Here is a 17,166-nt window from a genome sequence, read left to right on the forward strand (position 1 = left end):
GGAAATTCAAACGAAACTGTATTTACTGAAAAGAGACGTAGTTTTAAGATTTTACGCCAAGGTGGTGTTTTATGAATACGGATGGTTTTGAAGCGGGAAGTGCATTTCTTAGTGAGATGTTGACAAAATGTCAATCGAGTAATCTATCGTTTCGGATCTATTATTGGGGCTGGAGAGATCCTCATTACAATAACAATGTTCATAAGCACTCCTTTTACGAGGTTTGTTACGTCGTATCGGGAGAAGGCGAGTACCAGGATGAGGATACCGTATATCAGCTGCGTTCAGGTTCGTTGTTTGTGTCTAGACCTGGCGTTTGGCATCAGATTCGAAGCACGACGGGCCTTGGGCTGCTCTATGTGGCGTACGAATTGGAGAAAGAGCAGTGCAGGGGAGAAGACTTCGCTTTGTACAGTGCTAATTTGGATACAGGACCAGTCTGCATGGAAGTGGATAACAGCGTAATTCATTATTGGTTAGGCCTTTATAAACATGCTGATTCTCGGCCTTATGGAGAACTCCAAGAATTGCATACGGTAGCTGGTATTCTGCTGGCGGGTCTACTACGGCCGTTTGTCAAAGATGATAGTAATAGAAGTCAAAACGTTGCGAAGCCAAGTAGCGAGACCCGTTCCGCAATTTTACGTCTGTCCAAACAATATATTAGAGACAACCTGTCGAGTCCTCTGAAAATTGAAGAAGTTGCTGAATATATGAACCTTTCCACGCGTCAGCTGTCCAGGCTCTTTCAACTCGATGGTAGAGACACATTTCTCACTTATTTGCGCAATGAGAGGCTGAAGCATGCGGAGATGATGCTGAAGACATCCATATTCTCGTTGAAAGAAATCGCAGCTTATTCGGGGTTTCAATCTGTCCATTATTTTACGAATGTGTTCACCGAGCAGAAGGGCTTGCCCCCAGGGGAGTACAGGAAGCAGTTCTTGGATGTGAAGTAAGACTGGGAGAACAAGCCTATTATTTAGTTTCATGAAAGAGGATTAAGGGCAGAGACAAAGAAATCTACTGAAGGTTAAGCATAAAATACGATGAGAAGGGATTGTTCTAATGAACGTGTATAATTCCGCTTCTAATGTTGCCAATCCGCAAGTAGGTCATCTTCTAACTGATATTCCAGCTCATGATCCGTTTATTGTAGCGGACCAAGCAACACAAACCTATTATTTGTATACGGGCGGTGGCCCAAGAATACATGGCATGGACCGATATGGTGTTTTAACTTATAAGAGCAAAGACTTGGTTAATTGGGAAGGACCTTATGTTGTCTTTACTATCCCTGACGGCATTTGGGCTAATCCGCAGCATGGCGCTTGGGCACCTGAAGTTCACTCTTATAATGGACGATATTATATGTTTGTTACGCTTCATAATAACGATAGAGCGCTTGAAGGTGAAGGACATGGCGGTTATCGCCTCCAGTGGCGAGGCTCCGTCATTGCCGTATCCGACTTCTTAGAAGGACCATTCGAGATTATAAAGCAAGAAGCGCCAGTACCTCCGGAACATCATATGACGTTGGACGGCTCTTTGTATGTAGATGAAGAAGGCGTGCCTTGGATGGTCTATTGCCATGAATGGGTACAGACAGCAGATGGGACGATCGAAGCTGTAAAATTAACGAATGATTTAACCGATCGGGCTTCTGATCCAATTCATCTCTTTGATGGTTCTGCGGCGCCATGGGATAACGGAGATCATCCGGCTGACGGCTCTAAATCCATCTATGTCACGGATGGCTGTCAGTTATATCGAACCAAGAATAATCGATTAGTCATGTTATGGTCTACATACGACAAAGGGAGCTACGTCCAGACAATCGCACGTTCTACGAGTGGTAAGCTGGAAGGACCATGGGAGCAGCTTGAACCTCTTGTTTTTGACGATAGTGGGCATGGCATGTTGTTCCAAACCTTCGAAGGCGAGTGGAAGCTAATCTTGCATTCTCCGTTCCGGATGCCAGCATCACGCTGCAAAATATACGATATCGTCGATGACGGGGATTCGTTCAGCATTAAGCAGGACTAAGTATATTTGTGATAACGCTGTCATGAAATGAGCTAGCCCTGAGATGATTAGATCTCAGGGTTTTTACTTTAACAATGAGAATTAAGTTGGAGGTATAATTATTTTAAAATGTTAAAATTAGTGTAGATTGATGAAAGTTACAGGAGGGTAATATGGAAATTCTAGTTATATTTATATTAATTTTTGGATTAGCAGGTGTGATAGGAAATCAATATTCGATGATAAGCAGAATGAGACGGATTGAAGAAGTCCTAGTTGAAATTAGGGACAAACAATAAGGGTAAGGAGGTTCATTACAAAACATGATGTGGTTCATTTACATAGGTTGTGCTTTTATTTTTATTAGTGGATTAATGGTTGGAGCATGGACAACGGCTGATCAGCAAAGGGCGAATTTCAATACAGAGGTGCCGTCTGAGAGAAAAATAAAGAGAAAGATTGCAACTATTTCAGCTGGTTTAGGAGTAATCTGTTTTGCAATAGCAGCAGCTATATATTTATTATAAGTCGCGTAAACCGCGGCTTTTTTATTTTTATATTGATAAAAAGATACTCGTCCGATATAATTCACAAAATACCCAATTGTGGTAGAAATATCAAAAGAAGGAGTGGTCGCTAGATGAACAACGTATCTGATTATTACGAGTTGATCGACGAGGATGCTAGATTCTCCAGAAACTCAAGAAAGATTGAATTTTACACAACCAATCTTGTCATGGAGAGTATGCTGCCGGGACGTTCAACGATATTAGATGTTGGTGCAGGCACTGGGGTCTACTCGTTCCATTATGCAGAGCGTGGTCATGAGGTCATCGCTGTGGATCTTACTCCGAAGCATATCCAATATATGACGCAAAAGAGTCAGGACACAGGTGTTCCTATACAAGCACATCTAGCTAATGCTACGGATTTAAGTAGGTTTGATAACTCCCTATTTGATGTTGTATTCTGCTTTGGACCGATGTACCATCTGACGAGTGAAAATGACCGCAATAGCTGCATTAGCGAATGTCTCAGGGTTCTAAAGCCAGGTGGGATTCTTGCTATCGCTTATATTAACAAGTTTCCTGTCCTGCCAATGCTGGCTACAAGAGATAAGAAATTTATTAGAGACAGCGTTATTCATAAGGTTATAAATGAAGGAGTCATTCAAGTTGGGGACGAGGATTGTTTTTGGACAGATGCTTATTTCACCTCGCCACCAGAGATTGAAGCGTTCATGCAAGATTACGATGTTTCACTCGTTGATCATGTAGGTACTGATGGAGTCAGTCATACGATACAAGAATACGTAGATGGATTGAGTGATGAAGAGTTTCATTCCTGGATGAATTATCATTATCAGACATGCAGAGAGAGCAGTATTCTTGGCATGAGTACTCATGGTCTAATCATCTGTAGAAAAAACTAATCCCCACGTATAGCTTCACGATATTGCCGGGGGGTAACCCCGGTTTTTTTCTTGAACAGCCGGTAGAAAAACTTCCTGTCAGCATATCCGACGGCGGAAGAAATCTCGTCCACCTGACTTTGACTCCCTGCAAGCAATCGGCATGCAGCATCCATTCGGATCCCCTGAACATATTCGATAAAGCTCATACCTGTCTGATGACGAAATAGGCGGCTGAATTGCCGTTCACTAAGCCTCGCTTGGGCAGCGAGTTCGGTAAGTCTAAGCTCAGAGGCATAATTACGGTCAATATAAGTAATCGCTTCATCAACGCTTATCCACTGCGGCCGTTCGCTTATCGGCGATTCGATCTGCAGCTTGTGCCTATACAAGCCAGTTAATATACGCATGACGATAGTGGTGAGAACAACTAAGTAACCTGGAGGTCTGGCCGCGAATTCTTGGTAGAGCTCACGAAACATCGCATGATATTCGCCTGTAGGATCTTTTATGGAAAACCAGGTTAGCTTCTCATCCGCAAAACAATTAAAAATCTCTGCAGCATAGGGGAACCCGTTGTGCAGCTCGGTCAAATACGCAGCTGGAAGTAAGCAGTTATAGACGATAAGAGGCCGGTCCTTTTTTGGCGTCTTGGGCCGAAACACATGACTTTGCCCTACGGGGATAAAAAACAAAGTGCCATGCTCGACGGGGACGGTTTCACCGGCAATATAGTGAACGCCAGCTCCTTCGCTGACATACGTTATCTCAACAAATTCATGTGAATGCTCATCCATATCGAAGCTTTCATAAGCGCGGTTTACATAGAGTGGTACACCGGGTTCGAAAAAGGAATCCGCAGACATGACATAAGTGCTTCGTTTGATACTCATCGGTATACCTCCTTCTATAACCTCACAAAATATCTGTATCTATCGTACGAAACCGTTTGCAATATGTCTAGATCAACCTATAAAAATGTCCGGATCGTCCCCTGAATGTCATTCTCATTTGCCATACAATCTAGGTAAGATGCCGACGATCGTTCGGCATATATGAGAAGCTGGAAGGGGCATTCAAAAATGACATTATTACAAGCGACGCACCTGCGGTGCGAGTACCAACACAATCCAATTGGTCTAGGAGTCACTACACCAAGACTCAGTTGGCAGCTTCACTCGGATGATGTTCATGTGATTCAGCTTGCTTATCAAATTCAAGTGTCATGCAGTCTTGAAGGATTTGATGAAACAAAGCTTGTATGGGATACCGGTCGGATCGAATCAGATCAATCTGTACTCATGGAGTATGGCGGTCAGCCGCTTCAGCCAAGAGGTCGTTATTACTATCAGATTAAAGTGTGGGACAATAAAGGCCGCGAATCAGACTGGAGCGAAGCAGCGTACTGGGAGATGGGATTGTTAAGTCCTGCGGATTGGACTGCAGCATGGATTACACCGGATAGCAATGCCATCGATGCGCAAGCTGAGCCAATTTTCCTCCTAAGAACAACGTTCAATACTAGCGAAAGCATTAGCCGGGCGACCATCTATGCGACATCGCTTGGATTATATGAATTGGAATTAAACGGACAGCGAGTGGGCAATTGGCAGTTCACACCGGGCTGGACGAGCTACAAAAACAGACTGCAAGTACAGGCTTACGATGTGACAAAGCAGCTCCTTGCCGGTGAGAACAACGCAATAGGAGCAGCACTTGCAAACGGATGGTACAAGGGCGATTTGGCCTGGAATAATCAAAAGAGTATTTATGGCGATACACGCGCCTTGCTCCTTCAGCTTCATATTGATTATGCAGATGGGACTACAGAAGTTGTCAGAAGTGACAGCTCATGGCGTGCTTCGACGGGGCCAATCTTAATGTCCGAGTTGTATCATGGCGAGACGTATGATGCCCGTTTGGAAAAAACAGATTGGGCAACTGCCGCATTCAATGATCAGGACTGGAGCAGTGTAAACGAATTGCCTCATTCGAAGGACATTCTTATTATGCAGGAGAATGAACCGGTTCGTATAACGGAGAAGTTGAAGCCAATTGAGCTGATCAAGACACCTTCAGGCGAAACCGTTATAGATATGGGTCAAAATATGGTTGGACGCCTGCATTTACAAGTGGATCTTCCAGCTGGTACAACCCTCACGCTCCAACATGCAGAAGTACTGGACCGTGAAGGCAACTTCTACATCGGAAACTTGCGCAAAGCAAAGCAGACCGTCCACTATGTATGCAAGGGTGGTGGAGAAGCATACGAGCCACACTTTTCCTTCCAAGGCTTCCGCTACGTGAAGCTCGAAGGCTGGCCTGAAGATGTTACACTGGACCTCAATTTGTTCACTGGCCACGTGATTCATTCCGATATGGAACCATCAGGTACCTTTGAATGCTCGAATCCTCTGCTGAACAAGCTGCAGCAAAATATTACTTGGGGTCAAAGAGGCAACTTTCTTGATGTGCCAACGGATTGTCCACAGCGGGACGAACGGCTTGGATGGACCGGCGATGCTCAAGTGTTTATTCGAACAGCTGCGTTTAACTACGATGTTGCACCATTTTTCACCAAATGGCTTCGAGATCTGAAAGCTGATCAACGCAGTGACGGAGGAGTGCCATTCGTTATTCCACATGTACTGGATGAGGGTTCCTATTCCTCTGCAGCATGGGGTGATGCAGCCGTTATCTGTCCTTGGGTCGTGTACTTGAGTTACGGGGATAAACGGGTGCTAGAGGAGCAGTATGACAGCATGAAAGCATGGGTCGAGTACATGCGCCAGCAAGGGGAAAATGAGCATTTGTGGAATACGGGCTTCCACTTTGGTGATTGGCTTGGCCTTGATGCCAAGGAAGGTGATTATGTAGGCGCTACTCCTCGTGATTTGATCGCAACGTGCTTCTATGCTTACTCTACCAAGCTATTTGTAAGGACAGCAGAGGTACTTGGCCGCACAGAAGACGCGATGTCGTATCGCGAGTTGTATGAACAAATCATCACGGCATTCGAGCAGGAGTTTGTAACCGCAAATGGACGGCTTGCGGCTCACACCCAAACCGCACATGTGCTGCCGCTGATGTTTGATCTTGTGGAAGGACCAGTACGTGAACGGATGGCAAAAACGCTCGCCGAGTATGTGACGGAGCAGAAGTTCCACTTGACCACTGGCTTTGTAGGTACTCCGTATTTGTGTCATGTGCTGTCGGAGAACGGTTATCATGACGTTGCTGTTAAGCTCGTACAGCAAGAGGATTATCCATCTTGGCTGTATTCGATTCATCAAGGAGCAACAACCATTTGGGAGCATTGGGATGGAATCAAAGCTGATGGCACTTTCTGGAGCGACGACATGAACTCGTACAATCATTATGCTTATGGCTCCATAGGGGAGTGGCTGTATAGAGTTGTTGCTGGACTTGATCTGGATGAAGCTCAGCCAGGTTACAAACATATTGTTTTCCGTCCACGTACGGATTCGGGACTTTCCTATGCCAAAGCATCGTATAAGTCAGCGTACGGCTTGATCCGCAGTGAATGGAGCACCGGTGAAGAGGGAGCGGCGACATATGAATTCGAGGTTCCAGCAAATACAACAGCAGAAGTAAATTTGCCTGGAGTATCTCTTGCAGTGATTTCAATTAATGGCTCCACCATCGGTCAAACGCCAGGTGTGCTTGCTTCACAAGAACAGGATGGGAAGCTTGTGCTTACGCTTGGGTCCGGGATTTATTACGTTCATGCTGCGGCAAAAGTTACCGTTTAAAACAAAAAATCCGTTCCCTCATCGGGAACGGATTTTTTTATAGTAGGCCTATGCTTTCTTAGATTGAATGTGCTTGGCGACTCGTGCTGCCAATTCAGTAGACGCATTGTTTAGATAAGTAAGCACAATGTTTTGTGTTTCCTGAGACACTGCTGCAAGATCAATAGCAAGATTTTCGACCAAATGATCTTTCTGCACAGGCTGCAGTCTATCATAGAACTCACCGGCTTGCGAGAAGTTATCAGGCTTCGGAATTTCGGACCGCACAAGATGGCCTTCTACATATCTGCCATTACCACTAGTCTGCATGGAGCCGGGAGTCCAATTCGCCTGATGGTTGATTGGCACTTTGCGGAAGTCTGAACCAATCCGATGACGCTGAGAATCCGTATAAATATTGGCACGTCCTTGAAGCATTTTATCATCGGATAACTCTGCTCCCTCCAGCAAGTTCGAAGGGGAGAACGCGAGCTTCTCAACCTGTTCCATATAATTGTCCGGATTTTTGTTTAAGACCATACGCCCAACCGGCAATAGCGGGTATTGGTCTTCATCCCAAATCTTCGTGTCATCAAGCGGGTCATAAGAAAGACTTGCCTCGTCAGCAGGGTCCATAAGCTGGACATAAAGTCCATACTCTACAGTTTTTCCACATGCGAGAGTATCGTATAGATCTTGACCGGCATAATCCGGGTTCTGGCAACTCAGCTCATTCGACTCATGGCGATCAATGTACTGGACGCCTGCATAAGGAATCCAGTGGTATTTGACATACGTACGAACCCCTTGTTCATTTCTCCAAACATACGTATTAACGCTATGCCCAGGGATGTGGCGGAGACTCTTAACGGTTCCAGCATCGGAATACAGCCAAAGTACAAAATTTGTTGATTCAGGCGCTCGTGCGATAAAGCTCCAGAACCGTTCGGGATCAATCAAATTGTTGATTGGAGAAGGCTCGAATGCCCTAATCGACTCTGGAAAGCGCATAGGATCTCTGACCAAGAACACCGGGATGTGATTGAATACCATATCAAATACGCCTTCATCCGTATAAAACTTGGTGGCGAATCCGCGCACATTGCGGGACGTATCTGGAGTGCCTCTATTGCTTACCGCAAGTGAGAATCTTACCGTTACAGGAACCTGACACCCGGGCTGTTGTAAAAAACAGAGCTTCGTATGAGCAGCCATCGAATGCACCGTTTCGAAATAACCAAATGCCCCGTAGCCTTTGACATGCACAGGTCTTTCCAAAATTTTAGTATGTATAAAGGTTTCCATGGTCTCATGCAAAACACTATCCTGTTCGAGAATCGGGCCGCGAGCGCCTACGGTTTGTGAATGAAGAGTGGCCGGTTGGTCAATTGCTTCCCATTGCGATGGTGACAGTCCATGAGAAGGCTCCTGTTTACTTGGCTTCTTGTCAGGCATAGGGGCATTATTTTCAGAAAAACCTTGATTATTGTCCATCGAATAACCTCCGAATCAGAATTTATCCACCTTTATGTTTATTCTGTCAGCTGGAGTAAAATGCTTGAGAGGGACTTGCATTCAATGGGTATATCCAAATATTAAGGAACATACGATCTAATTGAATGTAATGGGGGGATTTTTTGTGAGGGAGAAAAAAACCTTTTATTTGCTGGCACCATGCTTCACGGATGCACTCTTAACGAAGGATGTAGGCATTATCCCATATATCATGCAGAAGTATTATGGTTATAAAGCAGTATATGTCACCTATAGAAATAGCGATGGATACATGGACTGGCCTTCCCTTGATATGTTCGAAGAGGAGGTTGAATTTGATTATCTGGAAGCAGCATTCACTTATCATCCGGATAACGCTATTGAGACGATATTTGGCGCCAATGTTCAGGATTGCAGCAACGACTTGGTTCAATACATAGAGGATCATGCAGCACATATCGAGGTGTTATTCTTATTTGGGTTTTATCCGTTTTATTCTGAGGCGGTTGATCGATACAAGAAGCTTAATCCTGCCGGTAAGGTTTACTTAAAGCTGGACGCCAATATTCATTGGATTAATCGGACTCCATTAACTGATTTTTTTATCCATTTCCTTCGTAATTGCGATTTGATTAGTACTGAATCCATGATCGAATATATCAGGAGGAGATGGTCTGTTCCTATTTGTTATATTCCGAATGGATATTATTCTTTTGGCTTTGAATCCGAATCCATTATTCCATTTGAACATAAAGAGGATCGATTCTCACTGTTGGTCGTATTGGAAATCATGCAAAGGCTAGCGATCAATTATTAGAAGCATTTAAGATGGCTGTTCCTTTTATTCCTGTTAGCTGGAAACTTGCTCTGGTGGGGAAGGTGGATGAGTTATTTCGACCTTATTTGAATGATTTTCTACAAGCCAATCCTGAGCTTGAGGGCAGGATCATTCAAACCGGATTTATTCAAGATAAAGAACAGCTTCAGAATTGGTATCGAAGAGCGAAAATTTTTGTGCTCCCCTCCTTATATGAAGCTTCTGCCCATGTAGTATCTGAGGCAAAAACCTTTGGTTGCTATCTTATTACTTCAGATATAGAGTCCAGCCGGGAAGCCATAACCAAGCATGAACGAAGATTTGATCTGGTGGATGAATCGTTTAAAATCGCAAATCGTCATTTGGACTATGGATCGGTGCATGCAGTTGGTGATTATATGGAATTAGCGCATCGAATGATCGAAGCATGTAATAATCAGGAACGGCTAAAAGACGTATGTTACAGCACGCAGCAAGATGCCAGGGAGCACTTCGACTGGGTGAAGTTATGCGGCGAAATAAATACTTTATTATGAACACGTGGTAAGATAGGTAGAAATATTGCGGGCTAGACAAAGGAGTATGTTTAATCTTGGATGATAAGGACGCGGCAATCTTACAGTACGTGGCCGAAGAGCAAAGCTTGACCAAGGCAGCAGAGAGGCTGTATATGACGCAGCCGGCGTTATCTTACCGTATTCAGCAAATGGAGCGGGAGTTTGGCGTCCCCATCATCGTGAAGCACACGAAAGGAACGCACTTGACGCCGGAGGGCGAGGCACTTGCCGCTTATGCCAGGAAAATGCGGGATGAGCTTAACGCGATGAAAGATTATCTTGTGAATATGCGAAGTAGTGTGAAAGGAACGCTGCGACTTGGCGTAGCCAGCTATTATGGACTTTATAAGCTTCCGCCATTGCTCCGGAAATTCAGAGATCTGTATCCTGAGGTACAATTCAGTGTGACATGTGCACTCAGCTCCGAAATTATCGAACTGTTGTCTGAGCAGGAGATCCACGTCGGTATCGTCCGAGGAGATTATCATTGGCTGGAAGCGCAGCATTTACTGCATGATGAGCCGATCTGCCTCATTTCCCGAGAGCCGATTCAATTGGAGGAGCTGCCAAGGCTGCCTCAAATTCATTACAGTGCACCAAAGGCGAAAGCCGTCCGCCAAGCGGCGACAACATTTGATCATACGATTCAAGGCTGGTGGCATGAGCATTACAGCACACCTCCTGTGATTGCGATGCAGGTGGACGCATATGAGACTTGTAAGGAAATGGTGAAACAAGGTCTCGGATATTCGATTATTCCTGGGGTGTTCGTGACACCGGAGGATGAACTATATACCATGGAGCTCAAATTGAAAAATGGAGAAGCAATCCGCCGGAATACGTGGATGCTGTACCGGGAACATTCCCGTGAGCTTGCAATCGTGGATCGATTCGTGGCTTTTATGAAGACGGAACAACCAGGAAGTCCTGCAGAAGCCTAATGCAGGGCTTCTTTTTTTGTTTGAAATTCAAATACAAGGGCCATAAAAAATCTTAAGGTGCATCCCAAAAAACAATTAATTGTACTTATCGGGACTATTTCCTTATTATTTGATACATATTGATGCATAAATATACGGGTTGAAACGAATAGGTGGGATAATCATGAACAAGCAACAAGACAAAGAAATGAAACTTCAAATCGCGCAAGCAGTTGACGCACGTGACAGGCAGCTGCGGGAGCTTTCACTAAACATACATGCAAATCCGGAGCTTAGCTTTCACGAACATAAAGCACAACAATGGCTGACCGAGCCGCTGATTGAAGCCGGATTTACGGTAGAGAAGGGGATCTCTGGATTAGAAACCTCCTTCCGTGCAACCTGGGAAGGAACGGCTGGCGGACCAACAATCGCGCTGCTGGCCGAATACGATGCACTTCCGGGACTAGGTCATGGATGCGGGCATAGCCTCATTGGTACAGCGGCAGTTGGAGCGGCTTTGGCACTGAAGGATACTTATCCTGAGCTGCCAGGTAAAATCATCGTTCTGGGTACACCTGCTGAAGAAGAGGGCGGCGGCAAAATTATCATGTGCAATGATGGCGTCTTTGACGAGATTGACGCGGCTATGATGGTCCATCCTCAAAACAAAACGATGGTGCTTCGAGGGGCTTTGGCCTGTGTAGATGCCACGTTTACGTTCCACGGAAGACAAGCCCATGCTTCTTCTTCGCCTGAAAAAGGAATCAGTGCGCTCGATGCACTTGTTAATGCTTATGTAGCGATTAATTCACTGCGGCAGTATATGAAGGAAGATGTGCGGATCCACGGCATTATTACAAGAGGCGGAGACGCGCCAAATGTAGTGCCGGAGCTAACAGAAGCGGTGTTTATTTTGAGAGCATCTACCGTAGATGAGCTTGAGATCGTTAGAGAAAAGGTATATCGTGCGGTTCGTTGTGCGGCAGAAGGCGTAGGCGCAACCGTTGATATTAACGAAGGGTTGATTTATGCCGAGCGGAACAACAATAAAGAGTTAGCCGGTCTATTTGCCCGCAATCTGGAAGAGGAGCTTGGACTTGAGGTTTGTGATCCGCCGCAAAAAGGTGGGGTTGGATCATCGGACATTGGCAATGTCAGTCAAGTGACCGCAGTCATCCATCCGTACATCAGACTTGGAGACGCGACTACTCATACGCCTGAATTCGCAGCATTGGCAGGTTCAGAGGAAGGTATGACTCAGTTGAATTATGCGGCCAAAGCGCTGGCTATGACCGTTTATGACCTTTGCACTGACCGCGATGCGATGAAGCTCGTGCGAGATGAATTCGAAGAGTGGAAGAAACAAAAAAATGGGGGATAAGGCAATGAACGACTCGACTAAATCAACATCCCGCAAGTGGTTTAAGATGCCTCATACGTATGTTATTCTTATTTTCCTTGTTCTAGTGGCAGCAGCTCTGACTTATGTAGTCCCTGCAGGTGAATTTGATCGGGTAGAGGATGCTGCGACTGGTAAAACGTTAGTTGTACCTAATTCTTATCATGAGGTAGAATCCAATCCCGTTGGTATCTTCAGTATTCCTAAGTTAATCGTGCATGGACTGATTGACTCCGCGGACGTTGTGTTTTTCATCCTCATTATCGGGGGAACATTTGAGATTATCTCTTCCACGGGGACGATCGAAGCAATCACAGGGCGGGTAGCTAGAAACTTCTCGAATAAAGGCAGATGGGTCATCCCGATCTTTATCATGCTGTTCTCTATCGCTGGGTTCACGATGGGTATGTCGACGGAAGTTATGGTATTCGTACCAATTGGGATAGCAGTAGCGAGGGCACTCGGGTTCGATGCACTGACTGGTACAGCGATGGTCTCACTTGGTGCTTCATGTGGTTTTACGGCCGGAATTTTGAATCCGTTCAACGTAGGACTTGCCCAATCTATTGCTGAGGTTCCCATGTTCTCAGGAGCATGGCTGAGAGTGATTTTGCTCATCTGCCTTATCGCGGTTACAAGTTTGTATATCATTCGTTACGCTGGCAAGGTGCGTGCGAATCCTGAGAAAAGTCTCGTTGTTGATCTCGAACGTGAAGTGGAATCAAAAGAACTCGATTTGACTAAGCTGCCACGCATGCAGGTGAAGCATTATTTGACGATTATCGTCATCATTGCAGGCTTTGCAACACTTGTCTGGGGTGTATCCAAGAAAGATTGGTGGATGGAAGAACTGGCCGCGTTATTCTTGACGATGGGTATCGTGAGTGGTTTTTGTGCTGGGTATGGACCAAGCCGAGTCGCTACGGAATTCGTTAAGGGAGCTAAAGCGATTACTTACGGAGCGTTGATTATTGGCTTTGCACGCGGAATCATGGTCGTCCTGGATCAAGGCAGCGTCATCGATTCCATTGTAAATGGCTTATCCGTCTTGGTTGGCGAGCTTCCAGGACCGGTGCAAGTGCTTGGTATGTATCTGTTCCAGAACGTCATGAACATCTTCATTACATCAGGTACAGGTATGGCTGTAACAACGATGCCAATCATGGTGCCGCTGGCAGATATTATTGGCGTTACACGTCAAACCACGGTACTAGCCTTCCAATTAGGTGATGGCTTCTCGAATATGATTTTGCCGACATCCTCGGCACTGATGGGCAGTCTGGCTGTATCCGGCATTCCGTATCAGAAGTGGGTCAAGTTTTTCTGGCCGCTCATGCTGATGTGGATTGTAATCGGAGCTGTTCTGATGGTTGTAGCTCATATGATTAACTATTAGTTCGATCTTTCTAATAAAACGTGCCGTCCAGCTGGATGGCGCGTTTTTTGATTGTGGCAGGTTCCGTGGACATGATATGCTTTTCTAGGAGTCTATTGATTTTATGATGGAATAAGATGCTGTGCATGATTTGAACAATTCATTTTCCTGGAGGCTATTATGAAAATTCAAAGCTATGAACTGTTCCAAGTACCGCCGCGTTGGCTGTTTCTGAAAATTCAAACGGATGAAGGATTAGTAGGCTGGGGCGAGCCTATCGTTGAAGGACGCGCTGAAACGGTAAAGGCTTGTGTTCATGAATTAATGGAGTATTTGATCGGCAAAGATCCCCTGCGGATTGAAGATCATTGGTCAATGATGTATCGATCAGGGTTTTATCGGGGCGGCGCCATTATTATGAGTGCCATTGCTGGCATTGACCAGGCACTCTGGGATATTAAAGGTAAGTTTTATAATGCACCTGTTTATCAGTTGCTTGGTGGAGCTTGCCGGGATACTATGCGAGTTTACTCCTGGATTGGCGGGGACCGGCCGACTGAAGTTGCGGAAGAAGCGAGAAAAGTTGTAGCAGCCGGATTTACCGCAGTTAAAATGAATGGGACGGAAGAGCTGCAGTATATCGATTCTTATGACAAAATTGACGCAGCTGTCGCTAGGATTGCAGCTGTTCGGGAAGCATGCGGTTCCTCGATCGGAATTGGCATCGATTTCCACGGACGTGTACATAAGCCAATGGCCAAGATTCTTGCCAAGGAGCTGGAGCCGTTCCGTCCGATGTTCATCGAAGAACCAGTTCTGTCCGAGAACAACGAAGCCTTGAAGGAGCTTGCTAAGCATACCTCGATTCCTATTGCAACCGGTGAAAGAATGTTCTCGCGCTGGGATTTCAAGCAGCTTCTTAGCGATGGGGCAGTCGATATTATTCAGCCTGACTTATCTCATGCAGGCGGTATCACAGAGTGTAAGAAAATAGCATCGATGGCCGAAGCTTATGATGTTGCGTTAGCACCTCATTGTCCATTAGGCCCGATCGCCCTTGCAGCATGCCTGCAGGTTGATGCGACAGCGCATAATGCGTTCATTCAAGAGCAAAGCCTTGGTATTCACTACAATGAAACCAGTGATTTGCTTGATTATATAACGGATGCAACTGTTTTCGACTATAAAGATGGTCATGTTGCAATTCCGCAGGGTCCAGGTTTAGGGATTGAAATTAACGAAGAGTATGTGAGGAAGATGGCGGCCGTCGGACATAACTGGAGAAACCCCGTGTGGCGCCACAAAGACGGAAGCATTGCAGAATGGTAATTGAATAGCAGCTGGAACGTGGAGGAGGCCCCAATTTTTGATTGGGACCTCCTCTTTTATGTTAAATTGGGGGAGTTAATAAATCTTCTTTAACAGCTCTACGACTTCCTCAATCGAAAGGCCAAAGGATTTGTAGTAGGAAGCATCACTAACCATCTGCTTTAAGACCGTTTCGTTACGTATTTGTAATATCTCATCGGGTGAGAATTCGGCTACAAAACAACCCTTCCCCGTTACGGTATTGATTAAGCCGCATCTTTCAAGTTCTTCCCAAGCTTTTTTCACGGTAATAATACTCACACGCAGCTCTTGGGCGGCTTGACGGATAGGGGGGAGACAATAGCCGCTTTCTAACTCGCCTTTTAGAATTTGAGCACTGATTTGTTCGAATAGCTGCTGATAGATCGGTTTATCAGACGAATTCGAAATAGCTACATTCATTATATCTCCACTTTCGGGAATCGTTTAATCGCAACTCGGTAAGCTATCATGGTGAATGCAATAAATATAGCAATTCCAACAATGAGGATGGATGCTTGAAGGGCCATATTGTCCAGACCATCACCATAAAAAATATCATGCAAAAATGGGCTCTGGATCCCTAACCATTGTGCAACTCCGGCAAATAGCATAGCGGCCCCAACTGCCACGAATATCGCCTCGCCATATTTATAAGCTGTTTTATAAAACTTGGCTATAAAGATAATGTTGAAGATACCAAACATGACAAAACATAATCCCCAGAACCCCATATGTGGTTCGAAGAAATAGTAGGTGATATTCGAGTATAATCCGTTACTGATCATACCAAAGATCATTGCAATGACGATATGCATGAGTTCGAGGATGACTATCACATACACTTTTGCTTTCACAATATCTTTTTTTGTTACAGGCAGCATGAAGGTAAACATCAAATCATTCTGCGATCTAAACCCGGCAAACATATTGGGTATCGTGATCCAGCAAAAATATAGAAGGACAATAAAATAAATCCAGCCAGGAACAAACATTAGAGCTCCTGTCAGAACAGGCATAATTAAAAATGTGGGAAGTACGCCTATTTTAAACTCCTTTATCAACAAATTATACATACGAATCCTCCTTTTTCGAGAAATAAATCATAATTTCCTCGAGACTTGGTATGGCTGCATTAATCTCGGAAGATGGATCAAAGTCTTTGGAGTGGATTAAGCCTGTAAAGCCAAATGAATTTTTCTTATAGGAAATCAATTGATCTTTCACTTGTTCCAGCTGACTTTCTTTCCCGTTCAGCAGGCGATAGGATTCAATGAATTCTTCTTTCTCCGAACTTTTTACAATCTGGCCATTTACGATAAAGGTGATATAATCCGCGCATTTCTCCAGGTCAGATGTAATGTGAGTAGAGAATAGAATGCTGACTTCACCATCAACAACGAGCTCTTGGAAAATCTCCAATAAATTATCTCTTGCGACCGGATCAAGACCGCTTGTTGGTTCATCAAGAACGAGAAGCTTAGCACCATGAGATAAGGCTAGGGCTAAGTTGTACTTCACTTTCATACCTGTCGACAATTCAGCAATTTTTTTATTCTCATCTAATTTGAATCTTCTCAGGTAGTTGTAGTACGTTTCATCATTCCAATTCTTATAAAACTTCTTAATCACATCGGTCAAGGTTTTGATTTTGCTTCGAGTATAAAAATCGATATCGCCAAATGCGTATCCGATTTCTTGTTTTAGCTCGATTTCGTGTTCGGCAATATTTTTGCCCAGTATAAGGACCTCTCCGCTATCGATATGAAGCATATTCAAGATCGATTTGATTGTCGTTGTTTTACCTGCGCCATTGGCACCGATAAAACCCATGATATAACCCTTTTCTAGTTGGAACGAAACATTTTGTAGCTGAAAATTTGGATAAGCTTTATTTAAATTTCTGATGTCTAATGCCAGCATAACGTACCTCCTCGTTAAATTGTGTATGATGTATATGCACAATATATCACTTGAGGTTTTAGGAGTCAATGTCTCAAACCATATCTTTACAAAAAAATGGAAACTTTATTAACTTCATGTGCGTCTAACTGATTAAATACAGA

The 17,166-nt window shown here is 44.6% G+C and carries 16 protein-coding genes; 11 read left to right on the forward strand and 5 right to left on the reverse strand.

Annotation, left to right across the window (positions count from 1 at the left end; genetic code table 11):
• The first annotated feature begins 71 nt into the window (after window positions 1-71).
• The 4 genes from FHS17_RS04470 (at window position 72) to FHS17_RS04485 (ending at window position 3,457) form a co-directional block, all read left to right on the forward strand.
• The gene (locus FHS17_RS04470) at window positions 72-959 is read left to right on the forward strand and encodes an AraC family transcriptional regulator (RefSeq protein WP_167275257.1); all 888 of its coding nucleotides are present in this window, start codon (window positions 72-74) and stop codon (window positions 957-959) included.
• Window positions 960-1,068: 109 nt separating this feature from the next.
• The gene (locus FHS17_RS04475; RefSeq protein WP_167275262.1) at window positions 1,069-2,046 is read left to right on the forward strand and encodes a glycoside hydrolase family 43 protein; all 978 of its coding nucleotides are present in this window, start codon (window positions 1,069-1,071) and stop codon (window positions 2,044-2,046) included.
• Between the two features lie 302 nt (window positions 2,047-2,348).
• The gene (locus FHS17_RS04480) at window positions 2,349-2,552 is read left to right on the forward strand and encodes a DUF5316 family protein (RefSeq protein WP_167275265.1); all 204 of its coding nucleotides are present in this window, start codon (window positions 2,349-2,351) and stop codon (window positions 2,550-2,552) included.
• Window positions 2,553-2,665: 113 nt separating this feature from the next.
• Entirely contained in the window at window positions 2,666-3,457 is a 792-nt protein-coding gene (locus FHS17_RS04485; protein ID WP_167275268.1) for a class I SAM-dependent methyltransferase, read from the forward strand.
• Here the strand turns inward: FHS17_RS04485 and FHS17_RS04490 are convergent.
• Window positions 3,454-4,329, reverse strand: coding sequence for an AraC family transcriptional regulator (locus FHS17_RS04490; RefSeq protein ID WP_167275273.1), 876 nt, complete (start codon window positions 4,327-4,329; stop codon window positions 3,454-3,456). The two genes, FHS17_RS04485 and FHS17_RS04490, sit on opposite strands and share 4 nt — an antisense overlap.
• Before the next feature lie 189 nt (window positions 4,330-4,518).
• Between FHS17_RS04490 and FHS17_RS04495 the strand changes: the two genes are divergently transcribed.
• Window positions 4,519-7,209 (forward strand): alpha-L-rhamnosidase, encoded by a 2,691-nt coding sequence (locus tag FHS17_RS04495; protein ID WP_167275277.1) that lies wholly within the window; start codon window positions 4,519-4,521, stop codon window positions 7,207-7,209.
• Between the two features lie 48 nt (window positions 7,210-7,257).
• On the opposite strand, the gene FHS17_RS04500 is transcribed toward FHS17_RS04495, so the two are convergent.
• Entirely contained in the window at window positions 7,258-8,682 is a 1,425-nt protein-coding gene (locus tag FHS17_RS04500) for a catalase (protein WP_167275281.1), read from the reverse strand.
• A 145-nt stretch (window positions 8,683-8,827) separates the two neighbouring features.
• Between FHS17_RS04500 and FHS17_RS04505 the strand changes: the two genes are divergently transcribed.
• The 6 genes from FHS17_RS04505 (at window position 8,828) to dgoD (ending at window position 15,082) form a co-directional block, all read left to right on the forward strand.
• The gene (locus tag FHS17_RS04505) at window positions 8,828-9,499 is read left to right on the forward strand and encodes a hypothetical protein (protein ID WP_167275285.1); all 672 of its coding nucleotides are present in this window, start codon (window positions 8,828-8,830) and stop codon (window positions 9,497-9,499) included.
• Window positions 9,463-10,035 (forward strand): glycosyltransferase family 4 protein, encoded by a 573-nt coding sequence (locus tag FHS17_RS04510; protein ID WP_341805778.1) that lies wholly within the window; start codon window positions 9,463-9,465, stop codon window positions 10,033-10,035. The genes FHS17_RS04505 and FHS17_RS04510 overlap by 37 nt, the downstream gene beginning before the upstream one ends.
• A 56-nt stretch (window positions 10,036-10,091) precedes the next feature.
• Window positions 10,092-10,997, forward strand: coding sequence for a LysR family transcriptional regulator (locus FHS17_RS04515; RefSeq protein WP_167275289.1), 906 nt, complete (start codon window positions 10,092-10,094; stop codon window positions 10,995-10,997).
• A 163-nt stretch (window positions 10,998-11,160) separates the two neighbouring features.
• Entirely contained in the window at window positions 11,161-12,360 is a 1,200-nt protein-coding gene (locus FHS17_RS04520) for a M20 family metallopeptidase (RefSeq protein ID WP_167275293.1), read from the forward strand.
• Between the two features lie 4 nt (window positions 12,361-12,364).
• Complete coding sequence (locus FHS17_RS04525) at window positions 12,365-13,774, forward strand: YfcC family protein (RefSeq protein WP_167275297.1); 1,410 nt, start codon at window positions 12,365-12,367, stop codon at window positions 13,772-13,774.
• A 159-nt stretch (window positions 13,775-13,933) separates the two neighbouring features.
• Window positions 13,934-15,082 carry a galactonate dehydratase gene (dgoD, locus tag FHS17_RS04530; RefSeq protein ID WP_167275301.1) on the forward strand — a complete coding sequence of 383 codons (1,149 nt, stop codon included), beginning with the start codon at window positions 13,934-13,936 and terminating at the stop codon, window positions 15,080-15,082.
• Window positions 15,083-15,157: 75 nt separating this feature from the next.
• Here dgoD and FHS17_RS04535 read toward each other — a convergent pair whose 3' ends face one another.
• The 3 genes from FHS17_RS04535 to FHS17_RS04545 are packed head-to-tail and all read right to left on the reverse strand — an operon-like array spanning window position 15,158 to window position 17,023.
• Complete coding sequence (locus FHS17_RS04535) at window positions 15,158-15,523, reverse strand: GntR family transcriptional regulator (RefSeq protein ID WP_167275305.1); 366 nt, start codon at window positions 15,521-15,523, stop codon at window positions 15,158-15,160.
• Entirely contained in the window at window positions 15,523-16,176 is a 654-nt protein-coding gene (locus tag FHS17_RS04540) for an ABC-2 transporter permease (protein WP_167275309.1), read from the reverse strand. The genes FHS17_RS04535 and FHS17_RS04540 overlap by 1 nt, the downstream gene beginning before the upstream one ends.
• A complete protein-coding gene (locus FHS17_RS04545; RefSeq protein ID WP_167275314.1) occupies window positions 16,169-17,023 on the reverse strand; it encodes an ABC transporter ATP-binding protein in 855 nt (284 codons plus the stop codon). Before FHS17_RS04545 ends, FHS17_RS04540 begins: the two co-directional genes overlap by 8 nt.
• Window positions 17,024-17,166 lie beyond the last annotated feature (143 nt).

The organism is Paenibacillus lupini, from assembly GCF_011761355.1.
Classification (GTDB): Bacteria; Bacillota; Bacilli; order Paenibacillales; family Paenibacillaceae; genus Pristimantibacillus; species Pristimantibacillus lupini.